General features: G+C 61.6%; 27 protein-coding genes and 2 pseudogenes. 15 read left to right on the top strand and 14 right to left on the bottom strand.

All coding sequences use genetic code 11. From position 1 onward, the window contains the following. Positions 1–1,248 precede the first annotated feature (1,248 nt). Positions 1,249–2,958 carry an amidase gene (locus C4J83_RS16720; RefSeq protein WP_124417665.1) on the bottom strand — a complete coding sequence of 570 codons (1,710 nt, stop codon included), beginning with the start codon at positions 2,956–2,958 and terminating at the stop codon, positions 1,249–1,251. A 55-nt stretch (positions 2,959–3,013) separates the two neighbouring features. Further along, positions 3,014–3,802 carry a helix-turn-helix domain-containing protein gene (locus C4J83_RS16715; protein WP_124417664.1) on the bottom strand — a complete coding sequence of 263 codons (789 nt, stop codon included), beginning with the start codon at positions 3,800–3,802 and terminating at the stop codon, positions 3,014–3,016. An 83-nt stretch (positions 3,803–3,885) separates the two neighbouring features. Between C4J83_RS16715 and C4J83_RS16710 the strand changes: the two genes are divergently transcribed. Further along, positions 3,886–4,215: a DUF2834 domain-containing protein gene (locus C4J83_RS16710; RefSeq protein WP_124417663.1), complete on the top strand. Its 330-nt coding sequence runs from the start codon at positions 3,886–3,888 to the stop codon at positions 4,213–4,215. Positions 4,216–4,481: 266 nt separating this feature from the next. On the opposite strand, the gene C4J83_RS16705 is transcribed toward C4J83_RS16710, so the two are convergent. Together C4J83_RS16705 and C4J83_RS16700 are read right to left on the bottom strand one after the other, a co-directional pair. Beyond that, the gene (locus C4J83_RS16705; RefSeq protein ID WP_124417662.1) at positions 4,482–5,648 is read right to left on the bottom strand and encodes a GGDEF domain-containing protein; all 1,167 of its coding nucleotides are present in this window, start codon (positions 5,646–5,648) and stop codon (positions 4,482–4,484) included. A 111-nt stretch (positions 5,649–5,759) separates the two neighbouring features. Next, positions 5,760–6,971: an MFS transporter gene (locus C4J83_RS16700; protein WP_119740027.1), complete on the bottom strand. Its 1,212-nt coding sequence runs from the start codon at positions 6,969–6,971 to the stop codon at positions 5,760–5,762. A 97-nt stretch (positions 6,972–7,068) separates the two neighbouring features. Between C4J83_RS16700 and C4J83_RS16695 the strand changes: the two genes are divergently transcribed. Both C4J83_RS16695 and C4J83_RS30790 read left to right on the top strand, forming a co-directional pair. Then, positions 7,069–7,890, top strand: a complete 822-nt coding sequence (locus C4J83_RS16695; RefSeq protein WP_106578999.1) for an AraC family transcriptional regulator — start codon at positions 7,069–7,071, stop codon at positions 7,888–7,890. A 127-nt stretch (positions 7,891–8,017) separates the two neighbouring features. After that, a pseudogene (locus tag C4J83_RS30790) lies at positions 8,018–8,139 on the top strand (AraC family transcriptional regulator); the annotation flags it as partial. Here C4J83_RS30790 and C4J83_RS16685 read toward each other — a convergent pair. Then, on the bottom strand, positions 8,114–8,620 hold the full coding sequence (locus C4J83_RS16685) for a GAF domain-containing protein (RefSeq protein WP_124417661.1): 507 nt from the start codon (positions 8,618–8,620) through the stop codon (positions 8,114–8,116). The pseudogene C4J83_RS30790 and the gene C4J83_RS16685 sit on opposite strands and share 26 nt — an antisense overlap. Before the next feature lie 51 nt (positions 8,621–8,671). Further along, positions 8,672–10,174: a glycine betaine/L-proline transporter ProP gene (proP, locus tag C4J83_RS16680; RefSeq protein ID WP_106579001.1), complete on the bottom strand. Its 1,503-nt coding sequence runs from the start codon at positions 10,172–10,174 to the stop codon at positions 8,672–8,674. A gap of 153 nt (positions 10,175–10,327) precedes the next feature. On the opposite strand from proP, the gene C4J83_RS16675 reads away from it, so the two are divergent. Both C4J83_RS16675 and C4J83_RS16670 read left to right on the top strand, forming a co-directional pair. Further along, positions 10,328–10,858, top strand: coding sequence for a GNAT family N-acetyltransferase (locus tag C4J83_RS16675; RefSeq protein WP_124417660.1), 531 nt, complete (start codon positions 10,328–10,330; stop codon positions 10,856–10,858). Positions 10,859–11,001: 143 nt separating this feature from the next. Further along, positions 11,002–12,405: an MFS transporter gene (locus C4J83_RS16670; protein ID WP_119740034.1), complete on the top strand. Its 1,404-nt coding sequence runs from the start codon at positions 11,002–11,004 to the stop codon at positions 12,403–12,405. Between the two features lie 39 nt (positions 12,406–12,444). Here the strand turns inward: C4J83_RS16670 and C4J83_RS16665 are convergent, their stop codons facing one another. Further along, complete coding sequence (locus C4J83_RS16665) at positions 12,445–13,362, bottom strand: bifunctional helix-turn-helix transcriptional regulator/GNAT family N-acetyltransferase (protein ID WP_124417659.1); 918 nt, start codon at positions 13,360–13,362, stop codon at positions 12,445–12,447. Between the two features lie 119 nt (positions 13,363–13,481). Further along, on the bottom strand, positions 13,482–14,504 hold the full coding sequence (locus tag C4J83_RS16660) for a DMT family transporter (RefSeq protein ID WP_124417658.1): 1,023 nt from the start codon (positions 14,502–14,504) through the stop codon (positions 13,482–13,484). 92 nt (positions 14,505–14,596) lie between these two features. On the opposite strand from C4J83_RS16660, the gene C4J83_RS16655 reads away from it, so the two are divergent. After that, the gene (locus tag C4J83_RS16655) at positions 14,597–15,505 is read left to right on the top strand and encodes a LysR substrate-binding domain-containing protein (protein WP_124417657.1); all 909 of its coding nucleotides are present in this window, start codon (positions 14,597–14,599) and stop codon (positions 15,503–15,505) included. A gap of 30 nt (positions 15,506–15,535) precedes the next feature. Here C4J83_RS16655 and C4J83_RS16650 read toward each other — a convergent pair whose 3' ends face one another. The 3 genes from C4J83_RS16650 to C4J83_RS16640 form a co-directional block, all read right to left on the bottom strand. Then, entirely contained in the window at positions 15,536–16,828 is a 1,293-nt protein-coding gene (locus C4J83_RS16650) for a PQQ-dependent sugar dehydrogenase (RefSeq protein WP_124417656.1), read from the bottom strand. Beyond that, complete coding sequence (locus C4J83_RS16645; RefSeq protein ID WP_106579007.1) at positions 16,825–17,250, bottom strand: DUF2231 domain-containing protein; 426 nt, start codon at positions 17,248–17,250, stop codon at positions 16,825–16,827. Before C4J83_RS16645 ends, C4J83_RS16650 begins: the two co-directional genes overlap by 4 nt. 87 nt (positions 17,251–17,337) lie before the next feature. Further along, entirely contained in the window at positions 17,338–17,661 is a 324-nt protein-coding gene (locus tag C4J83_RS16640) for a hypothetical protein (protein WP_124417655.1), read from the bottom strand. A 253-nt stretch (positions 17,662–17,914) separates the two neighbouring features. Here C4J83_RS16640 and uvsE point away from each other — a divergent pair, with 253 nt between their 5' ends. From uvsE to C4J83_RS16615, 5 genes are all read left to right on the top strand, one after another. Continuing rightward, positions 17,915–18,943 carry a UV DNA damage repair endonuclease UvsE gene (uvsE, locus tag C4J83_RS16635; protein WP_119740044.1) on the top strand — a complete coding sequence of 343 codons (1,029 nt, stop codon included), beginning with the start codon at positions 17,915–17,917 and terminating at the stop codon, positions 18,941–18,943. 41 nt (positions 18,944–18,984) lie between these two features. Next, positions 18,985–19,464: a P-loop nucleotide/nucleoside kinase family protein gene (locus C4J83_RS16630; protein WP_119740046.1), complete on the top strand. Its 480-nt coding sequence runs from the start codon at positions 18,985–18,987 to the stop codon at positions 19,462–19,464. Next, on the top strand, positions 19,461–20,231 hold the full coding sequence (locus tag C4J83_RS16625; protein WP_124417654.1) for a nucleotidyltransferase domain-containing protein: 771 nt from the start codon (positions 19,461–19,463) through the stop codon (positions 20,229–20,231). The genes C4J83_RS16630 and C4J83_RS16625 overlap by 4 nt, the downstream gene beginning before the upstream one ends. Positions 20,232–20,275: 44 nt before the next feature. After that, positions 20,276–21,178, top strand: a complete 903-nt coding sequence (locus C4J83_RS16620; RefSeq protein ID WP_124417653.1) for a LysR family transcriptional regulator — start codon at positions 20,276–20,278, stop codon at positions 21,176–21,178. Between the two features lie 80 nt (positions 21,179–21,258). Continuing rightward, complete coding sequence (locus tag C4J83_RS16615) at positions 21,259–22,059, top strand: alpha/beta fold hydrolase (RefSeq protein ID WP_124417652.1); 801 nt, start codon at positions 21,259–21,261, stop codon at positions 22,057–22,059. On the opposite strand, the pseudogene C4J83_RS16610 reads toward C4J83_RS16615, so the two are convergent. After that, positions 22,056–22,253 (bottom strand): annotated as a pseudogene (locus tag C4J83_RS16610) (methyl-accepting chemotaxis protein); the annotation flags it as partial. The gene C4J83_RS16615 and the pseudogene C4J83_RS16610 overlap by 4 nt on opposite strands. 196 nt (positions 22,254–22,449) lie before the next feature. Between C4J83_RS16610 and C4J83_RS16605 the strand changes: the two are divergent. Next, complete coding sequence (locus C4J83_RS16605) at positions 22,450–23,136, top strand: SDR family NAD(P)-dependent oxidoreductase (RefSeq protein ID WP_124417651.1); 687 nt, start codon at positions 22,450–22,452, stop codon at positions 23,134–23,136. A 17-nt stretch (positions 23,137–23,153) separates the two neighbouring features. Here the strand turns inward: C4J83_RS16605 and C4J83_RS16600 are convergent, their stop codons facing one another. Beyond that, entirely contained in the window at positions 23,154–23,621 is a 468-nt protein-coding gene (locus C4J83_RS16600; protein ID WP_145161118.1) for a MarR family winged helix-turn-helix transcriptional regulator, read from the bottom strand. Positions 23,622–23,700: 79 nt separating this feature from the next. Here C4J83_RS16600 and C4J83_RS16595 point away from each other — a divergent pair, with 79 nt between their 5' ends. Continuing rightward, positions 23,701–25,203: an FAD-dependent oxidoreductase gene (locus C4J83_RS16595; protein WP_124417650.1), complete on the top strand. Its 1,503-nt coding sequence runs from the start codon at positions 23,701–23,703 to the stop codon at positions 25,201–25,203. 10 nt (positions 25,204–25,213) lie between these two features. On the opposite strand, the gene C4J83_RS16590 is transcribed toward C4J83_RS16595, so the two are convergent. Beyond that, a complete protein-coding gene (locus C4J83_RS16590; protein ID WP_106579017.1) occupies positions 25,214–25,858 on the bottom strand; it encodes an aspartate/glutamate racemase family protein in 645 nt (214 codons plus the stop codon). A gap of 173 nt (positions 25,859–26,031) precedes the next feature. Here C4J83_RS16590 and C4J83_RS16585 point away from each other — a divergent pair, with 173 nt between their 5' ends. Both C4J83_RS16585 and C4J83_RS16580 read left to right on the top strand, forming a co-directional pair. Further along, positions 26,032–26,478 (top strand): HIT family protein, encoded by a 447-nt coding sequence (locus C4J83_RS16585; protein ID WP_124417649.1) that lies wholly within the window; start codon positions 26,032–26,034, stop codon positions 26,476–26,478. Further along, positions 26,478–26,924: a bleomycin resistance protein gene (locus C4J83_RS16580; protein WP_124418883.1), complete on the top strand. Its 447-nt coding sequence runs from the start codon at positions 26,478–26,480 to the stop codon at positions 26,922–26,924. The genes C4J83_RS16585 and C4J83_RS16580 overlap by 1 nt, the downstream gene beginning before the upstream one ends. Position 26,925 lies beyond the last annotated feature (1 nt).

The following is a 26,925-nucleotide window of genomic DNA, read 5'->3' as shown; positions in this document are numbered from 1 at the left end:
GAGCGGGCTTGCCCGCGAAGGCGGTCTGTCAGTGAAAAACAGGTTGGCTGATCCACCGCTATCGCAGGCAAGCCAGCTCCCACATTTGGAGCGGGCTTAGCCAGCTGCTGATCGGCGTGGCCTGAAATGCAGTCAACGCTGTGGGAGCGGGCTTGCCCGCGAAGGCGGTCTGTCAGTGAAAAAAAGGTTGGCTGATCCACCGCTATCGCAGGCAAGCCAGCTCCCACATTTACAGCATGTTTAGCCAACTGCTGACCGGCCCGGCCTGAAATGCAGTCAACACTGTGGGAGCGGGCTTGCTCGCGAAGGCGGTCTTTCAGTGAAAAACAGGTTGGCTGACCCACCGCTATCGCAGGCAAGCCAGCTCCCACATTTACAGCATGTTTAGCCAGCTGCTGACCGGCCCGGCCTGAAATGCAGTCAACACTGTGGGAGCGGGCTTGCTCGCGAAGGCGGTCTTTCAGTGAAAAACAGGTTGGCTGACCCACCGCTATCGCAGGCAAGCCCGCTCCCACATTTGCAGCGTGATTAGCCAGCTGCTGACCGGCCCCGCCTGAAATGCAGTCAACACTGTGGGAGCGGGCTTGCTCGCGAAGGCGGTCTGTCAGTGAAAAACAGGTTGGCTGACCCACCGCTATCGCAGGCAAGCCAGCTCCCACATTTGCAGCATGTTTAGCCAGCTGCTGACCGGCCCGGCCTGAAATGCAGTCAACACTGTGGGAGCGGGCTTGCTCGCGAAGGCGGTCTGTCAGTGAAAAACAGGCTGGCTGACCCACCGCTATCGCAGGCAAGCCAGCTCCCATATTTGGAGCGTGTTTAGCCAGCTGCTAATCGGCGTGGCCTGAAATGCAGTCAACACTGTGGGAGCGGGCTTGCTCGCGAAGGCGGTCTTTCAGTGAAAAAAGAGCTGACTGATGCACCGCTATCGCAGGCAAGCCAGCTCCCACATTTGGAGAGTGTTTAGTTAGCTGCTGATCGGCGTGGGCTGAAATGCATTCAAAACTGTGGGAGCGGGCTTGCTCGCGAAGGCGGTCTTTCAGTGAAAAAAGAGCTGACTGATGCACCGCTATCGCAGGCAAGCCAGCTCCCACATTTGCAGCATGTTTAGCCAGCTGTTGATCGGCGTGGCCTGAAATGCAGTCAACACTGTGGGAGCGGGCTTGCTCGCGAAGGCGGTCTGTCAGTGCAAAATAGGCTGACTGATCGACCGCTATCGCAGGCAAGCCAGCTCCCATAATTGAACCGTGTTTAGCCTGCTGCCAGTGGTGGTGTACGCGGCGGGATCAGGCGTTTGCTGCCGGTGGCTTCATACGCGGAAGCAAAACGCAGCAGCGCCGAATCGTCATAGGCACGCCCGGCGAAGGTCAACCCTACGGGCATGCCGATGTCCGCCATCACGCCCATCGGCACGGTGACGGTCGGCACGCCCAGGTGGCGGATCGCGAGGTTGCCGTTAGCCACCCAGACGCCGTTGCTCCAGGCGATATCCGCCGAGGCTTCGTTCACGTCGGCATCGGCCGGGCCGACATCGGCCACGGTCGGGAACAACACCGCGTCCAGCCCCCGTGCGTCCATCCAGTCTTCCAGGTCGATGCGCCGAGTCTGTTCCAGCCCGCGCAGGCCATCCGGCACGGTGCTGATTTCGTTCCACGGTGTGATGCCGCGCTCGGCCATGCGCACGTATTCGTCCATGCCGGCGGCCAGGTCGTCTTCACGGTTGGGCAGGGTGCCGGGGTCGTGCGGGAAGATTTTCAGCCCGTCGACATCCGCCAGGCGGTTCAGCGCCGGGTCGTCGTTGGCGCGCAGGAAGTCATCGAACGCCCAGGCCGACAGCTCCCACAATTCGTCGTGCAAAAATTCCTTGGAGACCAGGCCACGGGTAAACACCGTCGGCGCGCCAGGACGGTCGCCTTCGCAGTTGGAGACCAGTGGGAAGTCGACTTCAATCACTTCGGCGCCGGCCGCTTCCAACGCCTGGCGCGCGGCGTGCCACAGGTCGATCACGCTGGCACGGGTATTGATCTTTTGCCCGGTTGGCCCGCCGATCCCGGGTTTCTCGCTGGTGCCGGCCTCGGGGTCGGCATTGATGTACATGCGCGGCACGCCGAAACGCTTGCCGGCCAGGGATTCGCTGCCCACAGCCAGCTCAGCGTAGGAGGCCGGGCGCACCGACGCCACGCTCGGAATCGGCACCCACGGTTGCAGGCGCCAGAGGTCGCCGCGCGTGTCGGTGTCTTCGGCGACCACGACGTCGAGTACTTCGAGCAGGTCGGCCATGGTTCGTGCGTACGGCACTACGACGTCCATGGTTGGCGTCAGCGGCCAATTGCCGCGTACGGAAATGATTCCGCGCGATGGCGTGTAGGCACACAGGCCATTGTTGGACGCCGGGCCGCGGCCGCTCGACCAGGTTTCCTCGGCCAAACCGAAGGCGGCGAAGCTGGCAGCCGTTGCGGTGCCCGCGCCGTTGGACGAGCCGGAGGCAAACGGTGCCGTCAGGTAGTCAGCGTTGTACGGGCTTTCTGCACGGCCATAAACGCCGCGCTGCATCCCGCCATTGGCCATCGGCGGCATGTTGGTCTTGCCCAGGCAGATAGCGCCGCCGGCGCGCAGGCGCTCGATGGTGAAGGCGTCGCGCTGCGCCACCAGCGAGGCGAAGGCCGGGCTGCCAGAGGCCGCCGTCAGGCCTTTGACCAGGTAGCTGTCCTTGGCGGTATAGGGAATGCCGTCCAATGGCCCCAAGGTTTCGCCCTTGGCCCGGCGCGCATCGGCGGCCTTGGCTTCTTCAAGTGCTTGCGGGTTGCGCACCACCACGGCGTTCAATTTGGTCGCGGTCTGCGGGCCGTCATAGGCCTCGATCCGCGCCAGGTAAGCCTGGACCAGTTCAACGGCAGTGGTCTGGCCGCTTTCAAGCGCCGCGCGCAATTGGGCAATGGAGACTTCGGTAACTTGCATCACGTTTTTTTCGCCGCCTTCAAGTGGGAGGTATGGCGGCAGTCTACGTACAGATATTTCACAAAACCAGCGCCGCATACTCCGCGTAAGCGGCGCGCATCACCTGCCACGTGGGCGCGTCAGCCGGAATCAGATGTTCGATGCGCAGTGACGTGAGGGTGATGTCCTGGGGCATGCCGAAGGTGGTGAAGGTCGACAGGAAATTCAGTTCACCGCGATGTGAGCGGATGCGGGTGAGCAACAGCGGCGGCATTTCATTGGGCAACTGCGTGCTGCTCGGCACCGGCAAACGGGCCAGTAACCCGGCCAGTGCAGGATTACCCAGCGCTTCGCGGGTTGCGCGTTGCCAGGCGACGGTGCGGATTTCTTCGGCGTTGATCAGGTGATCGCCCAGGCCGCCGGTTTGCAACAGCGTGGTCAGCAGGTTCAGCCCTTGGGCGGCATTCGGCTCAATCCCGACCAGCTCAAACAACAGGCCGGTGCTGGCGTTGGCGGCGAGCACTTGCCATTCGCTGTCCAGCAGAATCGCCGGGGCGGGATTGTTGGCGTGCAGCACATGGCTGACGGCGTCACGGACGGCGGCCATGGCCGGGGCGGCGAGTGGAGTGGCGGTGTAACGCGGCGCGTATCCGGCGGCGAGGAATACCTGGTTGCAGTGCTCCAGCGGGGCCTGCAGCGCCGTCAGCAGAGTATGCAAAGTGCCCGGGCCTGGCTTGGCCCGGCCGGTTTCGATGCAACTGAGATGGCGCTGGGAGACACCCGTGATCAAGGCCAGGTCCAGCTGGCTGAGCTTGGCGTGTCGACGCAATTGGCGCAGGTGCTGGCCGGCAGTTGAAGGGGTGTCCATGGCCTGATCATGACCTCCGAGGTCATTGCGAGAGGCGCAACCTTATCACTATGTTGAGCCTCGATCATTTCAAGGAAGGCACCATGCGCAGACCTTATTTAGCCCTGGCCGGTTTGCTCGGGTTTTCGTTGTACACCTTGGCTACGATGCTCACGGCCGAGCACTCACTGTTGGAATTTGGGCGGGAATTGATGTCGCGGCCGGACACCGCGCAGGTAGTGATTGACCTGTACCTGATGGCGGTACTTGCGTGCGTGTGGATGTATCGGGATGCGCGCGGGCGAGGGCGGTCGATGGCGTCGCTGGTGCCGTATTTTTTGCTGACGGCGGTGTTTGTGTCGGTGGGACCGTTGCTTTACATCGTCGTGAATGGGTTCTCACGCCAAGCGCCGAGCACTCGCGCGCCCGCCTGAGAGGCTCAAACCTGGGGCAATAAGCAAGCCCGCACTGGCAACCGGGCTAGCGGTGGTGAGCGGGTTTGCAGTGGCGAGCGGGCTGGCAGTGGTAAGCGGGCTGCCAGTGGCGAGCGGGCTTGCCCCGCGTTGGGTTGCGCAGCAACCCCAAAAAACTGCCGACGCGGTGTCCCTGGAACAACTTGGCGTCCTTTATGGGGCTGCTGCGCAGCCCAACGCGGGGCAAGCCCGCTCGCCACAACAAGCCTGCTCGCCACAGGAAGCCATTAACCGTACGAACCGGTTCCCGTTCGGTCCACCAGCCGAATGCTGTCACGCCCGCCGCGTTTGCTTTCGTAGAGTGTGGTGTCGCCTTGTTCGATCAGCGCCGTCAGGCTCGGCGGTGGGTGGTCGAACAGGTTGGCGCCGATGCTCAGGGTTACCGGTACCGGGGTGGTGAAGGTGTGTGCGGCCAACTGCTGGAACTGCTCACGCAAGCGGCTGCCCAGTTCGACGATCTGGGCGGTCGAGGCCTTGGTCAACAGGATCACAAACTCATCCCCGCCCAAGCGGGCCGCCAGCGCGCCTTCGGGCACCACCGTGCGGATCATCTCGCTCAGGGCAATCAGCAAACGGTCGCCAGCGATATGCCCGTAGAGGTCGTTGACCAGTTTGAAGTTGTCGATATCGATCAACAGCAAAGCGCCCGGCTGTTGCGGCGATACCTGGGCCAACAGCTGCGGCGCACGCACATCCAGGGCGCGGCGGTTGTACAGCGCCGTCAGCGGGTCACGGGCCGCCAGCCGGGCGATCTGCTGTTCACGCCGGTAGCGCTCGGAGCCGGTCATCGACAACGCGATCAACATGATCGCCATTGCGCCCTCCACCAAGGAAACCTGGATGATTTCGCCCTTGAACGCGGCAAGATCGATCAGCGTGCCGGGGATGATTACCGACAGCGCCTTGGCCATATAAAAGGCGCCGTGAAGCAGCAATACATAGCGCAGTTGCACCGCGCCGATGCTCAGGGATCTGCCATGGGGGCGCAGCAGGAAACTGGCGCGCAAGGTCGGCAACGCGACCAGCAATGAGTTGACCATCAGCATGGCCTTGGACCACGCCAGGTCGCTGGGCAACAGCAGCACGCCGAGCCAGGCGACCAGCATCAGCAGCCACGCACGCGACAAGCGCACCTGGGTAAAACGTGCCACGCCGAGCAAAAACAGCCAGTGCGCGGCCACCAGCAAGCCGTTGGCAAACCAGATACCGATCATCAACAGGCCGTTGCTGCGCAGCAGGGCCAGGGTGGAGCCGACGCTGATGATCGCGAAACCTGCCGCCCAGAACAGCAGCGAAGGCTCGCGCACACTGCGCCATTCCACCGCCAGATACAGGGCAGCAGCGGCAGCCAGCGCGATGGTCAATATCAGAATCGTAGGAGGGTCGAGCGTCATGTCGTGCCGGGTCTGCCTGGGTGTGCGCTTGAAAATCGGGATTGTAAGCGCACACGCAGGTTTTTCAGAGCATTCCGCGTGATAGCACACGGCCAGCCGATGATTGGCCGGTCAGACGCCTTTGGTCGAGGGCAGCAAGATCGTCAGGATGCCCGCCAGTGGCAGGAACGAACAGATTTTGTAGACGTACTCGATGCCGTGGTTGTCGGCAAGCAAGCCCAGCAGCGCGGCACCAATCCCGCTGAAGCCAAACATCAGGCCGAAGAAGATCCCGGCGATCATCCCGACATTGCCCGGCACCAGTTCCTGGGCGAAGACCACGATGGCCGAGAAGGCCGAAGCGATGATGAAGCCGATCACTACGCTGAGCACGGCGGTCCAGAACAGGTCGACGTAGGGCAGGGCCAGGGTGAAGGGCGCGGCGCCGAGAATCGAGAACCAGATGACTTTCTTGCGGCCGATCTTGTCGCCAATCGGGCCACCGGCAAAGGTGCCGACAGCCACCGCGCCGAGGAACAGGAACAGGTACATCTGCGAGCTGGCCACCGACAGGTGGAATTTCTCGATCAGGTAAAAGGTGAAGTAGCTGGTCAGGCTGGTCATGTAGAAGTACTTGGAGAACACCAGCAACGCCAGTACCACCAGGGCAAATGTCACGCGGCCTTTGGACAAACCGTGGGTGGCCTTGCCGCCTTGCTTGAGCTTGAACAGGTTGAGGTGGTGGCGGTACCAGCGGCTCAAGCCATACAGCACCATGATCGCGAACACGGCGAAGAGCCCGAACCAGGCGATATGGGTTTGGCCGTAGGGAATGATGATCGCCGCCGCCAGCAACGGGCCGAACGCGCTGCCGGTGTTGCCGCCGACCTGGAAGGTCGATTGTGCCAGGCCATAGCGCCCGCCCGAGGCCAGGCGTGCCACACGTGAGGTTTCCGGGTGGAAGGTCGACGACCCGACCCCGACCAGCGCCGCCGCCAACAGGATCAACGGGAAGGTGCCGACAAACGCCAGCAGCAGGATGCCGATCAGCGTGCACACCATGCCCGCCGGCAGCAGCCAGGGCTTGGGATAGCGGTCGGTGTGGTAGCCGATCCAGGGTTGCAGCAAGGACGCGGTCAACTGGAAGGTAAGGGTGATCAGGCCGACCTGGGTAAAGCTCAGCCCGTAGTTGGCCTTGAGCATCGGGTAGATCGACGGCAGCACGGCCTGGATCAGGTCGTTGATCATGTGCGCCAGGGCGCAGGCGCCCAGGACACGCATGACCAAGGGGCTTATTTGCGGCGTAGCGGTTGCAGTGGCGGGTGGCGCGGTCAGGCTCGACATGCAGGCATTCCATACAAGGCAGCGAACAGGGGCAGTGCGTACTTTAGCGCGCTGCCCGTTTCTAAATGTTGCGGCGTTTATGCTAGATTCGCTGAAAATGCCTGTCTCGCGTAATTCGGGCGCCAACCATCGCAAAAAGGGCGAAATCATCAAACCACTGGATGTATTTCTGCGGGAGATCGACGAGGGCGACTGGGCTGTCATCAGTTCCGCGACCGATTACCCCGAAAACTGGGTGATCCCCGACCACAGTCACGAAAAGCATCAACTGTTGTACGCCGTCGAAGGCGTGATGGTGGTGTATTCGGCGTTGAACCAATGGACGGTGCCGCCCAATCGCGGGTTCTGGATGCCCAGCGGGCAGGTGCATTCGCTGCGTTGCGTGGGCACATTGAAGATGCGCAGCGTGTTTGTGCGCCCGGACCGTTTCCCCAATCTGCCGAGCGAGCCCAAGACCGTCAGTGTGTCGCCGTTGCTGAGTGAGCTGATCAAAGCCTCGGTGAGTTTGAAGCCGCCGTATGCCGAGGACTCGCGCGAGGCGAGGATCATGCACTTGATCCTCGACGAACTCGCGATCCTGCCGGCCTTGCCGTTGTCACTGCCCCAGCCGGCCGACCTGCGCATCAACCGTATCTGCCAGGCGCTGCAGCAGGAACCGGGTGATGCCTCGACAGTCGCCGATTGGAGTGATCGCCTGGACCTGGACCAGAAAACCATCCAGCGCCTGTTCCGCAAGGAAACCGGCCTGACCTTCGGCCAATGGCGCCAGCAGGCGCGGTTGCTGCTGGCGCTGGAACGCATCGCGGTGGGGGAGAAGATCATCGATGTGGCCATCGAACTGGGCTATGAGAGCCCGAGCGCGTTCACCAGCATGTTCAAGAAACAGTTTGGCAAAACCCCGAGTCAGTTTTTCAGGTAGCGCGGCGGCTCACGTAGGTCGCTGTGGCACGCCGCGAGGTCAGGTAGGCCAACAGGCTGGCGATACGCAGGGTGGCGCCCGAATCGATTGCCGATTGGAAAGCCAAATCCACCAGCCTACTTGCGCTGTGGGCTATGAAAGCCCTTTACAGTTCGTGAGTACAGCCGATTGTTTGGCGTGCCGCGGAAGCGCGATATTGCTGCACTGCGGGGCAGGGCGGCGGTTACTGATCAGGCGTTGTCAGGTTAGCGAAGAAAATACAGCCAATCAGCCGTGCAAACAGGCTAAGGGTTTCCGGCAGGTTGGGGTCGTCAAACAGCATCGCCCGCGAGTCCAGTGCACACAGCGCGCCGAACAGGCGGCCATCGGGCAGAAAGATCGGCGCGCCGGCGTAACTTTCGATGGCGTACTGCTTGACCACCGGGCGGGTGGCAAAGCGGCCATTCTGGCTGATCTGCGGAACGAACAGGGCCTGCGGGTCGACGCAGAACTCACTGCACAGGGTGGTTTCCAGGTCGAGTATGTCGTCGACATGAATCCCCATGTGCAGCGGGTCATGGACCGAGCACACCACCCATTCAAGGTCGGTGAATTTGGCAATGCCGGCAAAGCGCATGCCGGTCAGGCGGGTTACCAGTTGCAGAATGCTGGTGGTGGCTTCGATTTCGGCGATGGCGGCGCGTTCGTCCGCGCTGAGTAACGAGTGGGCTGCGGTGACGCTTGGAACCATGTTTGGGCACTCCAAAGGCGTGGCGGCGGGGCCGCCACGCACGGTCAGGTATCAGTTGATTCGCGGATGCTGCTGCACCAGGTTCTGGCGCTTGGCTTCCAGAGCGGCAATTTCGGCGTCGATGTCTTCGATCTTCTGCTCGATATTGTCATGGTGCTCTTGCAATATTTCCTTGGCTTCTGCCATATCGGACGCTGCCGGCGCCGCGCCGCGCAACGGCTTGTTCGCGGTTTCCTTCATGGTCAGGCCGGTAATCAGCCCTACCACCGCAAACACCATCAGGTAGTAGGCGGGCATGTACAGGTCGTTGGTGCTTTCCACCAGCCACGCCACCGCGGTGGGGGTGAGGCCGGCGATCAGTACCGAGACGTTGAACGCGCTGGCCAGCGCACTATAGCGAATGTGGGTAGGGAACATAGCCGGCAGCGTGGAGGCCATCACGCCGATAAAGAAGTTCAGCACCACGGCCAGAATCAGCAGACCGGCGAAAATCAGGCCGATTTTGCCGCTGGTTATCAACATAAACGCCGGGATAGACAGGAACAGCAGCCCGACGCTGCCGGCGATGATGAAGGGTTTACGGCCAATCTTGTCGCTGACAAAACCGATGAACGGCTGCACGAACAGCATGCCGACCATGATCGCGATGATGATCAGCACGCCGCTGTTTTCTTTGTAATGCAGGTTATGCGACAGGTAGCTCGGCATATAGGTGAGCAACATGTAGTACGTCACGTTGGTGGCGGCAACGATACCGATGCAGGTCAGCAGGCTGCGCCAGTGCTGGGTAGCCACCTCTTTGAACGACACCTTGGGACCGTGGGTCAGGCCTTGGCGGTCGCCTTGTTCAAGCTTGTCCATGTGCTGTTGGAAGGCCGGAGTTTCTTCCAGCGCGTGACGCAGGTACAAGCCGATAATGCCCAAAGGCAGGGCGAGGAAGAACGGCAGGCGCCAGCCCCACGCTTCGAAATCGGCTTCACCGAGGATCGTCGAAATCAGCACCACCACACCGGCGCCGAGCACGAAACCGGCAATCGAGCCAAAATCCAGCCAGCTGCCGAGAAACCCGCGTTTACGGTCCGGGGCGTACTCGGCGACGAAGATCGAAGCGCCGGTGTACTCACCGCCTACCGAGAACCCTTGGGCCATTTTGCACAGCAACAGCAGGATCGGTGCCCAGATGCCAATCGAGGCATACCCGGGAATCAGGCCGATGGCAAAGGTGCTCAAGGACATGATGACGATGGTTGCGGCGAGGACTTTCTGCCGTCCGTATTTGTCACCCAGCGCACCGAAGAACAGGCCACCCAGCGGGCGAATCAGGAAGGGCACCGAGAAGGTGGCCAAGGCGGCAATCATTTGCACGCTCGGCGAGGCGTCCGGGAAGAACACCTTGCCCAGCACATAGGCGACGAAACCGTAGACACCAAAGTCGAACCACTCCATGGCGTTACCCAGGGCGGCGGCGGTAATCGCCTTGCGCACCTTGGTATCGTCGACGATGGTGATGTCTTTCAATCCGATGGGTTTGACGCTTTTCTTACGTAATTTCATGCGGGCCACTCTAAAACAGAACAGGGGAGGTGCCATCGTTGCGATGGCACCGCTCTGTCAGTTCAGATACAAGCGGACATGAAATAATTCACCGCTATTTACCTTTTTTTGCAGATGAATTGAACTTCACGACCTGACCAGGGAATTATCAGAATGCCTGCCACCGCCTCCCGCCTGATCTATCGCAAGCCCGAGCCCAGCGATGTGCACCGATTGTTCGCGATCTTCGGCGACCCGCAGACAAACCTGTTTAACCCGAGTGGCCCAATGGCCAGCCTCGACGACGCGCAACGCCTGCTCAGCCACTGGCTCGAACAATGGGCCAGCCAGGGCTATGGCTGGTGGGCCATTGCCCGCCGCGAGGCGCCCGATCACCTCATCGGCTTTGGCGGCGTGGCGCCGCTCAATTACCTGACCGAGCGGCGCAACAACCTGGGCTATCGCTTTGCGGTCGATGCCTGGGGGCAGGGCTATGCCACCGAGCTTGGCCGCGATGCGCTGACGATGGCGTTTCAAACGCTGGGTTTGCCTCAGGTATTCGGGTTGGTGCGGCCGGATCATGCCGCGTCGATTCGTGTGCTGGAAAAGCTCGGTATGCAGCCCTTCGGCCTGCTTGATGATGTGCCCGGCAAAGCACCCAGCCGGGTATTCAGGATTTGTCATCCTACAACTGCACGTAGTTAAGTACTTTCAGATCTGCGTAATCCCTCGTTAAAAGGCAATCTTCGAGATTGACACCGGGTAGGCGGCCCGATATAAAAGTCACAGTTGTACGACGACATATGACGTTACGTATGTCCTACCTAACAAAAATAAAAAGTGATGCCATGAATTTGAATGAGCCCATCAACGCCCATCGCGTCGGCACGGCCGTCGGCAACTATCGCTGGACCATCTGCGCGATGTTGTTCTTTGCCACTACCGTCAACTACCTCGACCGCCAGGTCCTCAGCCTTCTCGCGCCACAGCTGTCGACGCAGTTTGGCTGGAGCAACACGGACTACGCCAACATCGCGGCGGTGTTCCAGTTTGTCTACGCGATTTCCATGCTGTTTGCCGGACGCTTCGTCGACAAGATCGGCACCAAGGCCGCCTACGTGGTGGCGATTGGCATTTGGTCCACCGGCGCGATCATGCATGCGTTTTCGGTGCCGATGGGTGAGGGCATCGCTGCGGTCAGCGGCGCTATCGGCCTGGCGGTAATCCCGGTGTCGATTGCCGGTTTCATGCTGTCACGCGCCGTGCTGGCGATTGGCGAGGCGGGCAATTTCCCCATCGCGATCAAGGCCACCGCCGAATACTTCCCGAAAAAAGAACGCTCGCTGGCCACCGGTATCTTCAATTCCGGGGCTAACGTGGGGGCGATCCTGGCGCCGATTTGCGTGCCCTTGATTGCCGGCATATGGGGCTGGGAAGCGGCCTTTATGGTCATTGGCATGCTGGGCTTCATCTGGGTGGCGGTGTGGGCTGCGGTGTACGAAAAACCGGAGCAGCAAAAACGCCTGTCGGCCGAAGAGCTGGCTTACATTCGTAGCGACCAGACGGTGCAGCCGTTCACGCCAGAGCCTGCGGGTGCTGCCGCGAAAAAAGTTTCGTGGTTCAAACTGCTGACCTATCGCCAGACCTGGGCTTTTGCCTTTGGCAAGTTCATGACTGACGGCGTGTGGTGGTTCTTCCTGTTCTGGCTGCCCACTTACCTGTCGGCGCAATACGGCATGAAAGGCGCGGACATCGTGATGCCGCTGGCGGTGCTGTATAGCATGACCATGGTCGGCAGTATCGGCGGCGGCTGGTTCCCCAGCTACTTCATGGCCCGTGGCGATGCACCCTACGACGGGCGCATGAAAGCCATGCTGGTGATCGCGCTGTTCCCGCTGGTGGTGTTGCTGGCGCAGCCCTTTGGCTACCTGAGTTTCTGGGTGCCGGTGCTGCTGATCGGTGTGGGCGCCTCGGCGCACCAAGCGTGGTCGTGCAACATCTTCACTACCGTGTCCGATATGTTCCCGCAAAAAACCGTCGCCTCGGTGGTTGGCATCGGCGGCATGGCCGGGGGCTTGGGTGGTGTGGTGATGACCAAGATCGGTGGCTGGGTGTTCGACTACTACAAGTCCATCAACGACATCCACACCGGCTACATGATCATGTTTGCGATCTGTGCCCTGGCCTACCTGGTGGCGTGGAGCGTGATGAAGGCGCTGGTGCCGCGCCATAAAGAAATCACTGACCTCTAACCGCGCAAACGCCCGCGCTGGCGACAGCGCGGGAACGCCTTACAGCTCGCGGGCCCAGGTTTCACTGATCAACGATTTGCCAAAGCTCACCGTCGCTTCTTCGTCTACCAGGCGGAAGCCGGCTTTCTGATACAGCTTGCGCGCATCGGTCAGCGCGTCGACCGTCCACAACAGCATGCTTTTGTAACCGGCATTGCGCGCAAAACGCAGGCATTCCTCCACCAGTCGCTGACCGATGCCCATGCCCCGTGCACTGGCGTCCACGTAGAGCATGCGCAGCTTGGCGGTGGTTTCGTCATGGCGCACCACGAAGATTGAACCCACCACTTCACCGTCCTTCTCTGCGATCCAGCAACGCTCGGCGCTCGGGTCGAATTCGCGCAAATACTTGGCGACAATCTCCGCTACCAACGCTTCAAACTCCCAATTCCAGTGGTACTCACGCGCATACAGCGCCGATTGCTGTTGCACCACCAGGCCCATATCGCCGGGCTGCGGGTCGCGCAGCAGGTAACTAGGCGTGCCGCCTTGCAACAGTGTCTGGATACGCTGCATCGACGCCGTGAGTTGCTGCTGTTGCTGCTCGGGCAAGGCCTGGAGCAAGGCGATGACTTCCTGTTGGGTCTGGTTTTCCAGCGGCGCCAGCACTGATCGACCGAGGTCGCTGAGGTGCAGTTGCACCGCACGCGCATCGGTGACGGAGCGGACTTTCTGGATCAGCCCTTTCTTTTCGAAGCCGCTGATCAGCCGGCTCAGGTAGCCCGCATCAAGGCCGAGCATCTGGCACAGGTCGGCGCTGGTCAGGTCGCCACGGGAGGAGAGTTCGTACATCACGCGGATTTCGGTCAGCGAGAAATCGCTTTGCAGCAAGTGTTCCTGCAGCACGCCGATCTGGTGGGTGTAGAAACGGTTGAAACCGCGAATGATCGCGGCGCGTTCGACAAGGGTCGTGGTCATGGCAGTGCTCGGTTGGTTGCCTCAAGCAAATATATAGTTGCCTAAGGCAATCAAGTCAACCGTTTTAACGCCCGACGATCGCTCTTCGCTGCTTTCACCAGATAGCCAGGCCGTGACACTCAAAGGTCTCGGTGGGTGCAAGTGAGCCGATGCTGTGGGTCATCCTCGGCGCTCCCGTCAGTGTCGGGCGTTGCGGCAGGCTTTGTGCCGGTCAGGATAATACCCACCGCCATGACCACGCCGATCAGCACCGCCGCGAGGCCGGTGGCTTCCATCCACGAAGGGCCGCGACCGTGAAACCACAGGCCGAGCAGGGTCGCGAAGAGTGATTCGAGGGCAATCAATTGGCCGCTGAGCACCATCGGCAGTCGTCGGATGGCAGCATTCCAGGCCCAAGCACCGACCACCGTGGACATCAGCGCGATGATCAGGCTCCAGGCATACAGCGCACCCGCCTGGGCGAAGCCAAATCCCAGGGTTGGCAGGCGCAGCAGGTTGAATACACAGAGCAACGGCAGCAGGCAAAGGGCAGTGCCGCCGGCCCCCACCAGCATCAACGCGGTCCAGAGGCCGGTGGCGGTTGCCGGAAGGGTTGTCAGGTGTTTTTGATTGATCACGCTGAATCCCAGCCACAAGGCAACGGCGCTGAACGAAAAAAACACACCGGCCAGCCACGAAACGGTACTCAACGCCGGCTGGTGCAGGCTGCTGATGTTCGACAGCAAAAGCCCCAGCGTCAGGCACGCTAAAGGCGCCGCCAGCCGGCCCCACGCCACGGTCTTGTTCCGGGCATTGCCAACCAGGGCCAGTAGCACCGGCACCATGCCGACACACGCGGGCGTCAATACCGGGCCGCCCAACATCACGCCTGCGCCGATGCACACGCCGTACGCCAGGCAACCTGCCGCGCCGAGCGCTGCGGCCAGCCAGCATTGCCTTGGGCTGAGCCATTTCAGTTGGGCCCGGCACAGGATCACTCCGCCCACGCCCAGCACGCCGACACCCAGAAAACGCACCGCCATCAGGTCATAGAGGCTGTAGTCACCAGTGACATAAGGGGCGATGAAGTTCAGCGCCCAGCCCAATGTGGCGACACACGCGAGCAGCACGCCAACAAAAAAAGAGGTTCGTAGTGAGGTCATCCGAGGCATCCGTGAAGTCATGGATGAATGGTGCACACCCGCCGGGCTGTGCTACAAACGAGTTCTCGGCCCCGGATGCATAACCTCAGATTATGAATACGCTTGGTAAAAACCTGCCGCCGCTCGCCAGCCTGCTACCGTTTGAAGCGGCAGCCCGCCTGGAGAGTTTCTCCAGGGCGGCGGATGAGCTGCACATCACTCAGGCGGCGGTCAGCCGGCAAATTCGTGGGCTGGAAGACAACCTCGGGGTGAAGCTGTTTTATCGACGTAATCGTGCGGTTTTCCTGACCCAGGAAGGGCGTGAATTGGGCCAGGTGGTCAGCCAGGCGCTGCACAGTATCAGTGACGGCGCTGCGGGTTTGCGCGCGTCCACGGCCCAGCGTCGTGTGGTGCTGCTCTGCCAGCTCTGCGAGGCGTTTTATTGGCTGATGCCACGTCTGTCGACGTTTCACCAGCAATACCCGCACATCGAAATCCAGGTGGTGACCTCGACCCGGCCCCTCACGGAGTTCAAGGACCACTTCGACGTGGCCCTGCAAAGTACCCGACGCCCCAGTGGCGCCCACCCGTTGATGCTCACCGCCTCTGACGAGGTATTTCCGGTCTGCAGTCCTGCGTACCTGAACGCTGAACACCCCTTGCCACTCACCGAATTGCACGCCCATACGTTTTTGCACCACAGCGCCGCGCCACCGCATTTGATGGAGTGGGACGAGTGGTTGCAGGCATTTGGTCAGGTATTGGCCGCGGATGCGCGTGGCGCCACCTTCGATAGCTACCCGTTGATGTTGCAGGCCGCCGTGGAAGGGCACGGTATCGCCATGGGCTGGCGTCGCACCGCCAGCCGTTTGATTGAAAGTGGGGCGCTGGTAAGACCCTGCGCCGAGAGTGTGCAGCTACCCGAGGCGATTTCGGTCTACAGGCAGCAAGGCGCAGGCCCGCGCAGCGAAGTTGCGGCGCTGCTGGCCTGGCTTGAAATGCAATTGCACGGTGAGGGCTGACAGGGGCGAATCGCCCCTGTCATGCACGGGCTAGCGATTACGTGTTACGCGCCAAATGGTATTGGCCAGGTCGTCGGCGATGATCAGCGCACCTTTGGGGTCCACCGTCACACCCACTGGGCGCCCACGTGTCTTGCCGTCATCGCCACGAAAGCCGGTGGCAAAATCAATCGGTTCACCCGCCGGCTTGCCATTGCTGAAGGGCACGAAGATCACCTTGTAGCCCACCGGGTTATCGCGGTTCCAGCTGCCGTGCTCGCCGACAAACGCACCGTCGGCGAATTTCTCACCCATCGCAGGGCTGGAAAAGTCCACACCCAACGCTGCAACGTGGGAGCCCAGGCTGTAATCAGGCTTGATGGCGGCGGCGACTTTCGCCGGGTTCTGCGGTTGCGCGCGCGGGTCGACGTTCTGGCCCCAGTAGCTGTAGGGCCAGCCATAGAAGGCGCCTTCACGCACCGAGGTCAGGTAGTCGGGCACCAAGTCCGGGCCGAGTTCATCGCGCTCGTTGGCCACCGCCCACAATTGCCCGGAGCCGGGTTGAATCGTGAGCGCGGTCGGGTTGCGAATGCCGGTGGCGTAGGGTTTGTGCGCGCCGGTGGCGGCATCGATTTGCCAGACCATCGCCCGGTCGATTTCGACTTCCATGCCGCGCTCGGTGATGTTGCTGTTGGAGCCGATGCCCACGTACAGCTGGCGCCCGTCCTCACTCACCGCCAGGGACTTGGTCCAGTGATGGTTGATCTGCGCCGGCAGGTCGGTGATTGTGGTCGGCGGGCCACTGGCTTTGGTCTGGCCGTCGGCGTAGTCAAAACGCACCAGCGCGTCCTGGTTGGCGACGTAGAGTTTGCCGTCTGCGTAGGCCAGGCCATAAGGCGCGTTGAGGTTTTCGGCAAATACCGTTTTCAATTCATAGGTGCCGTCACCGTCGGCGTCGCGCAGCAGCGTCAGGCGGTTGCCGCCCTTGACCTTGGTGTTGCCCTCGGCCTTGATCACACTGGCGATCACGTCCTTGGGCTTGAGCTTGGCCGCGCTGCCGCCACGGCCTTCGGCGACGAGGATGTCGCCGTTGGGCAGCACCAGGGTCTGGCGCGGGATAGCCAGGTCGGTGGCAATGGCGGTAACGCTGTAGCCCTCGGGCACCTTGGGTTTCTGCTCGCCCCAGGGCGCGGGCTCGGCAATTTTCATGCTCGGCAACAGACTGCTTTGTTGCTCGGGCAATTTCGGGTCGGGGCCGCGGGCCTGGGTTTTGTCGCCTTCGCCACCACAGGCGGTCAGCAACAGGGCGGCGCTCAATACGCTCAGGGTGTGGAATGGTTTCATTGGGCAACTCCCGAGCGCAGGTTAGTCAGGCCGATCCACGTTGCGGCGATGGCCAGCACCGTGACGATCACCGACAGGATCAGGCCGCCGGGCATCATCGCGTAGGCGTCCTTGGCGTGCTGAAAGGCGTTGACCAGCCCCAGCACCCACGTCGCCAACAGCAGCAGGAAATAAGCCGCGGGGCGCCCGGCCTTGCGTTCGGCGCGCAGCAGGTTGACCAGCGCAAACAACAGCGCAAAGCCACTGAACACCAGCGCGCCGGCGATCAGCCAGGACGCAAAGTTGGCCCACTGGATCTGGTAGGTCTGGCCGTAGGCAATGTCACTGAGCAAGGCACCCAAAAACAATGGCACGGCGCCGGCCAGCAAGATCGAGTGCAGCGGGCCAGGTCTGACGGTGGGATAGGCGGGGAGGGTAGTCATGCGGTGGCGGCTCCTTATCGTTCAGCACCCTGGGATCAGGGCACGGTGACTTCGCATAGGAAAGGAGCCTGGCATTTGTAAGAAAGTTCAGTGGGGCTTCGTGTCGAGATGTTTTTCAAACCACGCCGCATACGGCGTATTGGCCACCCGGTAACGGTTGTAGTCCGGGCTGCCATCACGCCACCACACCGGGCCACGCTCACCGAGTGCGACCTTGGCCTGCTGCACCTGCTGGCGAGCCGCGCGCAATTGGCCGGCGTCGCCGTTGGCCTTGGCCGACTTGACGGCGCGGCGCGCGTCCATCAAAGCGTTGACCCAGCGCTGTCGCGTGGCTTCATCCAGCTCGGGGTTGGTGCAGCGCCACAGCTGACCCTTGATCACAAAGTAGCGCCCGTCGGGAGTGCTAAGCATGGTGCCAGCGCAGGACGCGCAACAGGCCCCACGTCATGGAAAACACAATTGCCATCCAGCCGGCAAACAGGCTGCAGAGTGTCATTGCAAGGTTCATCATCACCTCCATTGCGTTATCGTTCCTTATAGGTGACCGCCAGGCGAAACCGGGATTCAACTTGATTCACGCAGGACGCGGGTTGAATGAACCCCTGGCGGTGCCATGCGCCTAACATTCTGTTGTCCTCACGCTCACTCATTACCTGGCCTTTCCATGACCCATCCTCGCATCGGCTTTGCCTGCCAGTACAAGCACCCTGAACGCCTGCCGTCAGCCAGTGCGCTCAAGTTAATCGAAGGCCCCTACAACCCGCGTACCACCACTTTGCGCTGGATGGAGAGCGTCGAACCTCAGGTCGCCCGCAGCAAATTGGTCGAGGTGGTGACCCACAACCTCGCAGCGCAATTGCGCCTGCTGGCGTACGTCGCCGAGTTGCCTGCGACGCTGCGCATGCTGCGCTTGAGCAGTGACCTGCTGCCGTTCTACAGCCATCCGAAAGTGGCGGATGTCTACAAAGACCCGGCCCTTGTGCGTCAGTTGAGCGAGGGGTTCGCCGCCATCGGCGACCTGGCTCGCGCCTCGGATATCCGGTTGTCCTTTCACCCTGGGCAATATTGCGTGCTGGGCTCGGACAACCCCGGCGTGGTGGAAAACAGCGTGGCCGAGTTCGAATACCACGCCGACATGATCCGCATGATGGGCTACGGCCGCCGCTTTCAGGACCTCAAGTGCAACGTCCACATCGCCGGCCGCTTGGGCGTTGAAGGCACCCGCGCGGTGTGGTCACGCTTGTCCGAGGTGGCGCGTAACTGCATCACCTTTGAAAACGACGAAAAAACCTACGGCCTGGACCACTGTCTGCAAGTCGCCGACCTGGCACCGGTGGTGCTGGACATTCATCACTGCTGGATCAACGAAGACGAATACATCGACCCCGATTCACCGCGGGTTGCCCGCGTCATCGAGAGCTGGCGCGGCGTACGCCCGACGATGCATTACTCCCAGCCCCAGGAAAGCCTGCAAGCGCTGGGGTTTGACGCCGAGCACAAGCTGGAAATGGGCGCGCTGCTGAAGGTGGTCGCCAAACGCGATCTTTACGCCCACAGCGCGCAAATGTGGAACCGCTGGACCAATGACTACGCGCTGCAGTTTCTCGAGCGCTTCGACATCATGCTGGAAGCCAAAGACAAGAACGTCGCGGCGCTGGCATTTTATGAGTATTGGCAGCGTCGTTCGGCGTGAAAAAATGGCATGCTGGGTGGCCCGACATAAGGAACCGTTCCATGCCAACCCTGCATCTGTTGTGCGGCAAGATTGCCTCCGGCAAATCCACCCTGGCTCAAGCCCTGGCCGCCGAACACGCGGCCTTTGTGCTCAGCGAAGACCAGTGGCTGGCGCAGCTCTATCCGGGTGAGATTGTGTCGATTGCCGATTACCTGCGCTGCGCCCAGCGTGTTCGCGCGGTGGTGGGGCCGTTGGTGATCAATCTGCTGCAATCAGGCATCAATGTGGTGCTCGATTTTCCGGCGAACACGCTGGCCAACCGTGAATGGTTGCTGGGCCTGGCACACGCGGCTCAAGCGCCGCACCGCCTGCATTACCTGGAACTGGATGACGCCACCTGCCGCGCTCGCTTGCATGCGCGCAATGCTCAGGGTGAGCATGATTTTGCCGCCACGGATGCCGAGTTCGACCTGATCACGCGCCATTTCTGTGTGCCCAGTGAGTCGGAAGGCCTGGTGATTGAGGTGCATCGCCCATGAGCGCGCCTCAAGGTGTCGATGCCAATGGTTGTGTGCTGATCATTGCCGATGCGCCCATTCAAGCTCAATTCCAACCGCTGCTGGCCGATGTGCGCGAGTCTCTGGCAGGCGCAGGGCTGGGTTTGCACAGCCTTTACCTCTACGGCAGTGTGGCGAGGGGCGATGCCAGCCCAGGCGAGTCCGACCTTGATGTGACGCTGGTGCTGACTGATCCGCCGGATGCGCACGTGCTTGAGGCGCTGGAACAGCTGCGCCAGGCCCTGGAGCAACGCCACGAGGTGGTGAGCAAGATCGACTTCGACATCGGCCACCGCGCCGAGGTGCTGGCGCCCGAGAACCGCAACCGCTGGGGCTTCTGGCTCAAGCACCATTGTCGTTGCGTGTGGGGCGATGATCTGTCGCTGCGCTTCGAGCCGTTTCGGCCCTCACGTGACATCGCCATGGCGCTCAATGCTGACTTCGAGCCGGTGTTGAGCGGTTACCTCACACGCATTGAACACGCCAGCTCGCCACCCGAGCGGCTTTGCCTGCAACGCGAAGCGGCGCGCAAGTTGATTCGGTCGACGCACATTCTGCGCGCGGCAGATGCGTCGGGCTGGCCGCAAACCCTTGAAGAGCACGTGGCGTTGTTCGTGCAGTATTACCCGTCGATGCGTGTCCAGATCGCCTACTTCCTGTTTGAAGCGCGCAACCCGAGTGCCGAATGCGCGGCGTTTTCCGCGCGCCTGCAGGCCTTTGTCAGCTGGATGGTTTCAGAGCAGGTTTAGATAGGTATATTGGCGCTCAACTTCACTTTGCATACGCCGAGCCTATGATCAACTTTCGCCTGATTCGCCACCTCTGGCTGTTCCTCGCCGTTGCCGAAGAACAGAATTTCGGCCGTGCCGCCAAGCGCCTGGGCATGTCGCAACCGCCGTTGAGCGAGCAGATCCAGGTGCTGGAACAGGCGCTCAAGGTCACCTTGTTCGAACGCTCGCGGCGCGGCGCCAAACTCACGCCGGTGGGCGCGGCGATCCTGCCGGCGGTGCGCAAGTTCGCCGAGCAGTTGGAACGCCTGGAGCTGGCGGTCGAGGAGGCGGTGGCGGGGCAGTCTGGCCTGCTCACCATTGGCGCGATTTCCACGGCGATGTTTGATGTGTTGCCGGGGTTGATCAACCAACTCAAACAGCACTACCCGCACCTCACCGTGTCGGTGCGCGAGATTGACAGTGTCGAGGCCGTGCCCGCTCTGGAGGCGGGGGATATCGACCTGGCCTTTGCGCGGCTCGACGGCGACCTGGGCCCCGCGATCCAGTCGCTGCCATTGCTCGAGGATCGCCTGATGGTGGCCTTGCCCAGCGACCACCCGCTGGCAGCGCGCACTCGCATCAGTCTGTCGAGCCTGGCCAGCGAGCCACTGGTGATGTTCTCGCGCAGGGTCAGCCCGGTGTATTTCGACAACCTGATCGCCACGTGTCGCGCCAGCGGGTTTTCGCCGCGCGTGCTGCATGAGGTGCGTTCCGTGGCATCGCAAATCGCGTTCGTCAGCTGTGGCCAGGGCATCGCCCTGGTGCCGGCGTCCCTGAAGAAACTTGCACCGGCCAATGTGGTGCTGCGCGCGTTGACACAAAAGCTCAACGTGGTGACGACGGCGGTGGCGTGGAATAGCGAACGGCCCAATCCATTGGTCACGAAGGTGATCGCGCACTTGCAGGCTCATACGATTGGCGTATGAGTCTGTTCTGTTATCCGTCATTTACATAAGGCCGGGAAAGCCTTGAAATGCGCCGCCTGTCTGTTCAAGGAGTGCCCACCATGTCGTTTGTCCACACCGCTGTGCCGCTGACGGTAGACGGCGTTGCGTTGAGCATCGCTGCGCTGTATCGCAGTGGCACGCGCGCGCCCATTGTGTTTTTGCATGGGTTTGGTTCGACCAAGGAAGACTACGCCGATATCGTCCTGCAGCCAGCGTTCGACGGGCATGCCGTTGTCGCTTTTGACGCGCCCGGTTGCGGTGAAAGCGAGTGCGCCGATCTGTCGAAGATTTGCATTCCCTTCCTGCTGGAGACGGCTTTGCAGGTGCTGGAGCATTTCAATGTCGAGCGCTTCCATCTGGTGGGCCACTCGATGGGCGGTTTGACCGCATTGCTGCTTGCGCATCGTTTTCCGGAGCGGGTACTGAGCTTCACCGACATCGAAGGCAATATCGCCCCCGAGGATTGTTTCCTCAGCCGGCAAATCGTCGATTTCCCGGCCGATGATCCCGATGCGTTTTTCAGCGCTTTCATCGACCGCACGCGCCAGGCACCGGCGTATGCCAGCGCGCTGTATTCGGCGAGCCTGCGCCATAAAGTCCGAGCCGGCGCAGTGCGCGGGATCTTCGCGTCGATGGTCGAGCTGTCTGACCACGCCGACCTGATGGACAAGTTCCTCGGGCTGCCGTGCCCGACGATGTTCATGTACGGCGAGCAGAACGCCACGCTGTCCTACTTGCCGCACATCCAGGCCAATGGCGTGCGCCTGGCGCCGATTGCCCAGTGCGGGCACTTTCCGATGTATTCCAATCCGGCGGCGATGTGGCAGCAGATTGCAGACTTCCAAAGTCGCAGGCTTTAGGACTTGAAGCGTCCCACCAAGGCGTTCAGCTCATCCGACAAACCTGCCAATCGCCCCGAATCGTCCTGGGCTGAATGGGCCAGGCTTTCGACCAGTCGCGCCTCGTCATAGATCTGCTGGATGTGCCGGTTGATCTCTTCGGCGACGCTGTGTTGCTCCTCGGCGGCGGCGGAAATCTGCAGGTGCTTGTTTCGGCTCGGAGGTGGTAAATCTTTAGCAGTATTTTGTGTACAACAAAAATAGTGTTTGTTCTGGGGGTGCGAGCGGCAGAACATGCTCATTCGATTGATGACGTGGCAGCACTTGCCCCATGACGGTCGGGATATTGAAGGCGCGCCAAGCGCGATGTTTCACTGCCGGCCTGTCAGCCAAGTGTGAAGGAACGTTGTCATGAGCCACAAAACCTGTTTGATCCTCGGCGCTTCACGTGGGCTCGGCCTGGCCCTCGCCGAAGAATATTGCGCACGCGGTCACCACGTCATTGCTACGTACCGCAGCGATTGCGCGCCGTTGGAGAACCTGAAGATTTGTTACCCCAAGCAATTGACCCTTGAGCACGTCGACATCGCCGACCTGGCGTCGGTGCGTGCGCTGCAGGGCCGGTTGGCGGCCTATCGCCTGAACACGCTGTTTATCAATGCGGGCATCTGCAAAGCCAATGAGTTGAACACGCTGCAGGTCGACGAACAGGACTTTGTCGACATGCTGCTCACCAATGCGTTGAGCCCGATGCGCGCGGTCGAGCTGTTTCATGGCAATGTCGAGCGCAACGGCGTCGTGGCAGTGATGTCATCGGAACTCGGCAGCGTTGCAGGCAACCGCGGCCAATGGGAGTTGTACAGCGCCAGCAAGGCCGCCTTGAATATGTTGATGAAGACCTTTTATAGCCGCCATCAGGGCGACTCCCTGGCCTATCTGCTGGTCGCGCCCGGCTGGGTGCGCACGCAAATGGGCGGCCCCGGTGCGCTGCTCGAGATCGGCGAAAGCATCCCGCGGGTGGTGGACACCGTGGAAGGGCACGCCGGTGTGCCCGGCCTGACGTTCACGGATCGGCACGGCGTGACGTTACCCTGGTGACCCTTGCCCGAGGGTTGTCAGCGTAGACCTTTGGTTGCCCGTATCGAATCGTCCTTGATGTCCTCGGCGAATTTGCGCATCAGGCGTACCAGGTTTTCGAAATCGCCTTCCTCCCAGGTCGAGAAGATCGACACACCCATGCGCTCGCGGGCGTCATCCACGCGGTCGGTCATCGCCTTGCCCTTTTCGGTGATGACTGACTCGCGTACACGCCGGTCCACGGCACTTTCCTGGCGCAGGATCAGGCCAAGGCTTTCCAGTTTTGCCACTTGGCGGCTCACGGTGGTGTAGTCGCGGCCCACGCGGTCGGCCAGTTCGACCACGCCAATCGGGCCCAGCCGCTCAACCAGCACCAGCAGCGGAAACAACGCGCGGTCCAGGGAAATCCCGGCCTCGCGCACCATGGCTTCGTCACGCTGCGGGCGGTTCATCACCCCAACGATCTCCACGAGCGAGCCGTGCAAGTCACGCAGTTGTGCGCTCATATGTGCGTTTTGCACGCTTTTTGTTGACACTGTGTCTCTCCGTCTTAATATGTGCGTATTGCACATATAGGTGATCCGTATGAACGAGCGATGCGCTGTCGATGTAGTGATTTGCGGTGCCGGCGCGGCCGGTCTGACCCTGGCGATCGACTTGGCGCGACGGGGTATCACGTTCCGCCTGGTCGAGAAAAACGCCGAGCCTTTTCACGGCTCGCGTGGCAAGGGCATCCAGCCGCGGTCACAGGAAGTTTTCGAAGACCTCGGGATTCTGGATCGCCTGTTCGCCGTGGGTGGAGTCTATCCGACTGAGCGGCGCTACCGCGACGATGGCAGCTACACCGAGGCCGATTCCATCGAGCGCAACGCCTCGACGGCGGCCGAGCCGTATCAACAACCGTTGATGGTGCCGCAATTTCTGACCGAACGCGTGATGCGCGAACGCTTGCTCGAGCTCGGTCATCGGCCGGAGTTTGGCTGCGAGCTGGTGGCATTCGAACAGGATGACGAGGGCGTCAGCGTACAACTGGCCAGCGCGGCAGGCACGCAATCAGTGCGTGCGCGCTGGTTGGTGGGCGCCGACGGCGGCCGCAGTTTTGTGCGTCACGCCCTTGAAATCGGGTTTGCGGGTAAGACGCTGGGCGTGCGTGCGCTGGTCGCCGATGTGCAGTTGTCGGGGCTTACGCGGGACTGCTGGCACCGCTTCGGTGAAGGCGACCTGCTACGGCAGGTCGCCGTGTGCCCTCTGGCCGGCACCGAGCTGTTCCAGATTCAGGCGCCAATTGCGCTCGAGGCTCAGGTCGACCTCAGCGCCCAGGGGCTGACGGCATTCATCGCAAAACGCACCGGGCGCGATGACATCCAGGTGCACGCCGTGTCCTGGGCGTCGGCCTACAGCATGAATGCCCGCTTGGCCGATCACTACCGCGTCGGCCAGGTATTTTTGGTCGGCGACGCTGCGCACATTCATCCACCCACCGGCGGTCAAGGGCTCAACACCAGCGTGCAGGATGCCTACAACCTGGGCTGGAAACTGGCGGCGGTGGCCAACGGTGCACCTGAAACGCTGCTCGACACTTACGAACAAGAGCGGCGCCCGATAGCTGCTTCGGTGCTGGGCTTGTCGACCCAGTTGCTCCAGGGCATGCAACGCGGCGACATGCGCCGGGGCAGGGACGTGCATCAACTCGACCTCGGTTACCCGCAATCGTCACTCGCGCTGGGGCACGCCGAACGCGTCGGCAACCGTGCGCCGGATGCGCGACTGCGTGGTGCCGGCGGGCAATCACTGCGCCTGTTTGATCTGTTCAAGGGCGCGCATTGGACGCTGTTGGGATACGGCGTTGCACCCGGTTTGGTGTCGCCTCGGGCGGGGCTGCATATCCACCTCATCGATGCACACGGTGAGGTAATCGATGAGCAAGGGCAGTTTCAAGACGCTTACGAACTGGCGCCTGGCGAGTGGGTGCTGGTGCGTCCCGATGGCTATGTCGGCGCGATTGTTTCGTCGAGCAGCATCCAATCGCTGGAGGCTTACTTGTTGCAGGTCGGGCTATCGCCGGTGCTGCCGGAAAAGGCCTGCTAACTGCCGCCCGTCATCGACCCTTGAGGAGGATTTGCAGGGCGGCACTCAGGCCTGCCGTCGGGCTGGTGAGGGGCGGCGGCCCTGCGGTTACCCGCGCGGCGGCGCCACTCATGGAGGCTTGGGCCAGTGCAACGGTGGACGCGCCGTTCGTATAGGCGCGATTGGCCGCGTCCGCGATGACGGCCAGGTAGCCGTCCAGATCGCCTGCCTTAAACAGCGCCCACGCGCCTGGCACCCATTGCACATCCACCGACGCGCGGGTGAGTTGCGCGGCCTGCCGGAACAGGCGAGCGGTGGGTTCCAGTGTCGTTTCCACGGCGCACAGGACGGCGATGTTGCCGCCTGCCTGAACCGCCGCGAAGGCCAGTGCCTGGTCAGTACGTAAAATGGCTGTGCCTGGTGAAAGCCCGTCGACCACCGGGCCCAAGGTCGAGCAGGTGAGCACCACGGCGTCGGCCTCAAGCGCGAGCAGGCGCAGTGCCGAGGCGGTTGCGTTGGCAATGTCCACGGTCAGGCCACCGGCCTGTTCGGCGGCGGCGAGCAGGTCTGCGCGCACTTCATGATGCAGAACGTTGGGCGCGATCCCCAGCTTGTCTGCGGCGGCATCGAAGACCTTGATATTGCTGGAAGCGGTATGCAGACAGGTCATTCGCATCGGGCTATTCCACGTTGGCTGCGCTGCAATGTTTATCGGAGTCACTCGTCAGTCGGCAGGGCGTGCACCCGTTCGGTTGCTGGGCTAACAGCGTCAGCCCGGCCTATGTTTGCATGGATGCGCCCGATTCACATAGCCTGTCACTTTCTTGCCTGCGTCATTAAGGACAATGCATGCCGCTGATTTCACACCGCGTAGAACTGGCCCGCAAGGGTGCCAACGACAAGGTTATCTGCCGCATGGCCTCGGGTTGGGCGGTCATGGGCGACGTACAGTTTTTGCCCGGTTACTGCCTGCTGCTGCCCGATCCCGTGGTCGCCAGCCTCAATGACCTGGACGCCAACGCCCGCGCTGCCTACCTGCTCGACATGGCGCGCATGGGCGATGCCCTGTTGGCCGCCACCGGTGCGTTGCGCATTAATTACGAGATTCTGGGAAACTCGGAGCCGCAGTTGCACAGCCATATTTTCCCTCGCTACGCCACCGAGCCGGACGACAAGCGCACGATGCCCGCATGGTTCTACGACTGGAAAACGGCACCGCCTTACGCTGAAGAGCAGCACGGTGACCTGCGCAAGAAGCTCGCGCAATTGCTGACCTCCACACTGGACGCAGGATGATGATGCAAAGAAATAAGCTGGTCCCGGAATTGATGGTCACTGACCTGAATGCCAGCCTCGAATTCTGGGTGTCATGGGTTGGCTTCACGGTGGCTTACCAGCGTTTGGAAGAAGGCTTTGCCTACCTTGACCTCAACGGCGCGCAGGTGATGCTCGAGCAAATCGACCCGCGCGCCAATCAGTGGCAAACGGCGGCATTGGACCTGCCGCTGGGGCGCGGCATGAATCTGCAGATTCATGTGGCGGCGGTTGGTCCGCTCATTGAGCGGCTCGATGCTGTGGCGTATCCCGTGTTCAAACCCTGCGAGGATGTCTGGTACAGGGCCGGTGAGGTCGAGGTCGGGCAGCGTGAGTTTCTCGTGCAGGACCCGGACGGTTATTTGGTCAGGCTGGTCGAAAGACTTGGCGAAAGGGCACGCCGGCTCGATGACGGGATGCCCACATAGC

The sequence above is a fragment of the Pseudomonas sp. LBUM920 genome, from assembly GCF_003852315.1.
GTDB lineage: Bacteria > Pseudomonadota > Gammaproteobacteria > Pseudomonadales > Pseudomonadaceae > Aquipseudomonas.
The sequence above is the reverse complement of the archived record's forward strand: the minus strand, read 5'-3'. Positions and strand labels throughout refer to the sequence as shown.

Bases quoted from the DNA above. Each gene is read 5' to 3' on its own strand.
- C4J83_RS16715 (WP_124417664.1), bottom strand. From the start codon at position 3,802: ATGGACACCCCTTCAACTGCCGGCCAGCACCTGCGCCAATTGCGTCGA.
- C4J83_RS16710 (WP_124417663.1), top strand. From the start codon at position 3,886: ATGCGCAGACCTTATTTAGCCCTGGCCGGTTTGCTCGGGTTTTCGTTG.
- C4J83_RS16705 (WP_124417662.1), bottom strand. From the start codon at position 5,648: ATGACGCTCGACCCTCCTACGATTCTGATATTGACCATCGCGCTGGCT.
- C4J83_RS16700 (WP_119740027.1), bottom strand. From the start codon at position 6,971: ATGTCGAGCCTGACCGCGCCACCCGCCACTGCAACCGCTACGCCGCAA.
- C4J83_RS16695 (WP_106578999.1), top strand. From the start codon at position 7,069: ATGCCTGTCTCGCGTAATTCGGGCGCCAACCATCGCAAAAAGGGCGAA.
- C4J83_RS16685 (WP_124417661.1), bottom strand. From the start codon at position 8,620: ATGGTTCCAAGCGTCACCGCAGCCCACTCGTTACTCAGCGCGGACGAA.
- proP (WP_106579001.1), bottom strand. From the start codon at position 10,174: ATGAAATTACGTAAGAAAAGCGTCAAACCCATCGGATTGAAAGACATC.
- C4J83_RS16675 (WP_124417660.1), top strand. From the start codon at position 10,328: ATGCCTGCCACCGCCTCCCGCCTGATCTATCGCAAGCCCGAGCCCAGC.
- C4J83_RS16670 (WP_119740034.1), top strand. From the start codon at position 11,002: ATGAATTTGAATGAGCCCATCAACGCCCATCGCGTCGGCACGGCCGTC.
- C4J83_RS16665 (WP_124417659.1), bottom strand. From the start codon at position 13,362: ATGACCACGACCCTTGTCGAACGCGCCGCGATCATTCGCGGTTTCAAC.
- C4J83_RS16660 (WP_124417658.1), bottom strand. From the start codon at position 14,504: ATGACCTCACTACGAACCTCTTTTTTTGTTGGCGTGCTGCTCGCGTGT.
- C4J83_RS16655 (WP_124417657.1), top strand. From the start codon at position 14,597: ATGAATACGCTTGGTAAAAACCTGCCGCCGCTCGCCAGCCTGCTACCG.
- C4J83_RS16650 (WP_124417656.1), bottom strand. From the start codon at position 16,828: ATGAAACCATTCCACACCCTGAGCGTATTGAGCGCCGCCCTGTTGCTG.
- C4J83_RS16645 (WP_106579007.1), bottom strand. From the start codon at position 17,250: ATGACTACCCTCCCCGCCTATCCCACCGTCAGACCTGGCCCGCTGCAC.
- C4J83_RS16640 (WP_124417655.1), bottom strand. From the start codon at position 17,661: ATGCTTAGCACTCCCGACGGGCGCTACTTTGTGATCAAGGGTCAGCTG.
- uvsE (WP_119740044.1), top strand. From the start codon at position 17,915: ATGACCCATCCTCGCATCGGCTTTGCCTGCCAGTACAAGCACCCTGAA.
- C4J83_RS16630 (WP_119740046.1), top strand. From the start codon at position 18,985: ATGCCAACCCTGCATCTGTTGTGCGGCAAGATTGCCTCCGGCAAATCC.
- C4J83_RS16625 (WP_124417654.1), top strand. From the start codon at position 19,461: ATGAGCGCGCCTCAAGGTGTCGATGCCAATGGTTGTGTGCTGATCATT.
- C4J83_RS16620 (WP_124417653.1), top strand. From the start codon at position 20,276: ATGATCAACTTTCGCCTGATTCGCCACCTCTGGCTGTTCCTCGCCGTT.
- C4J83_RS16615 (WP_124417652.1), top strand. From the start codon at position 21,259: ATGTCGTTTGTCCACACCGCTGTGCCGCTGACGGTAGACGGCGTTGCG.
- C4J83_RS16605 (WP_124417651.1), top strand. From the start codon at position 22,450: ATGAGCCACAAAACCTGTTTGATCCTCGGCGCTTCACGTGGGCTCGGC.
- C4J83_RS16600 (WP_145161118.1), bottom strand. From the start codon at position 23,621: ATGAGCGCACAACTGCGTGACTTGCACGGCTCGCTCGTGGAGATCGTT.
- C4J83_RS16595 (WP_124417650.1), top strand. From the start codon at position 23,701: ATGAACGAGCGATGCGCTGTCGATGTAGTGATTTGCGGTGCCGGCGCG.
- C4J83_RS16590 (WP_106579017.1), bottom strand. From the start codon at position 25,858: ATGCGAATGACCTGTCTGCATACCGCTTCCAGCAATATCAAGGTCTTC.
- C4J83_RS16585 (WP_124417649.1), top strand. From the start codon at position 26,032: ATGCCGCTGATTTCACACCGCGTAGAACTGGCCCGCAAGGGTGCCAAC.
- C4J83_RS16580 (WP_124418883.1), top strand. From the start codon at position 26,478: ATGATGCAAAGAAATAAGCTGGTCCCGGAATTGATGGTCACTGACCTG.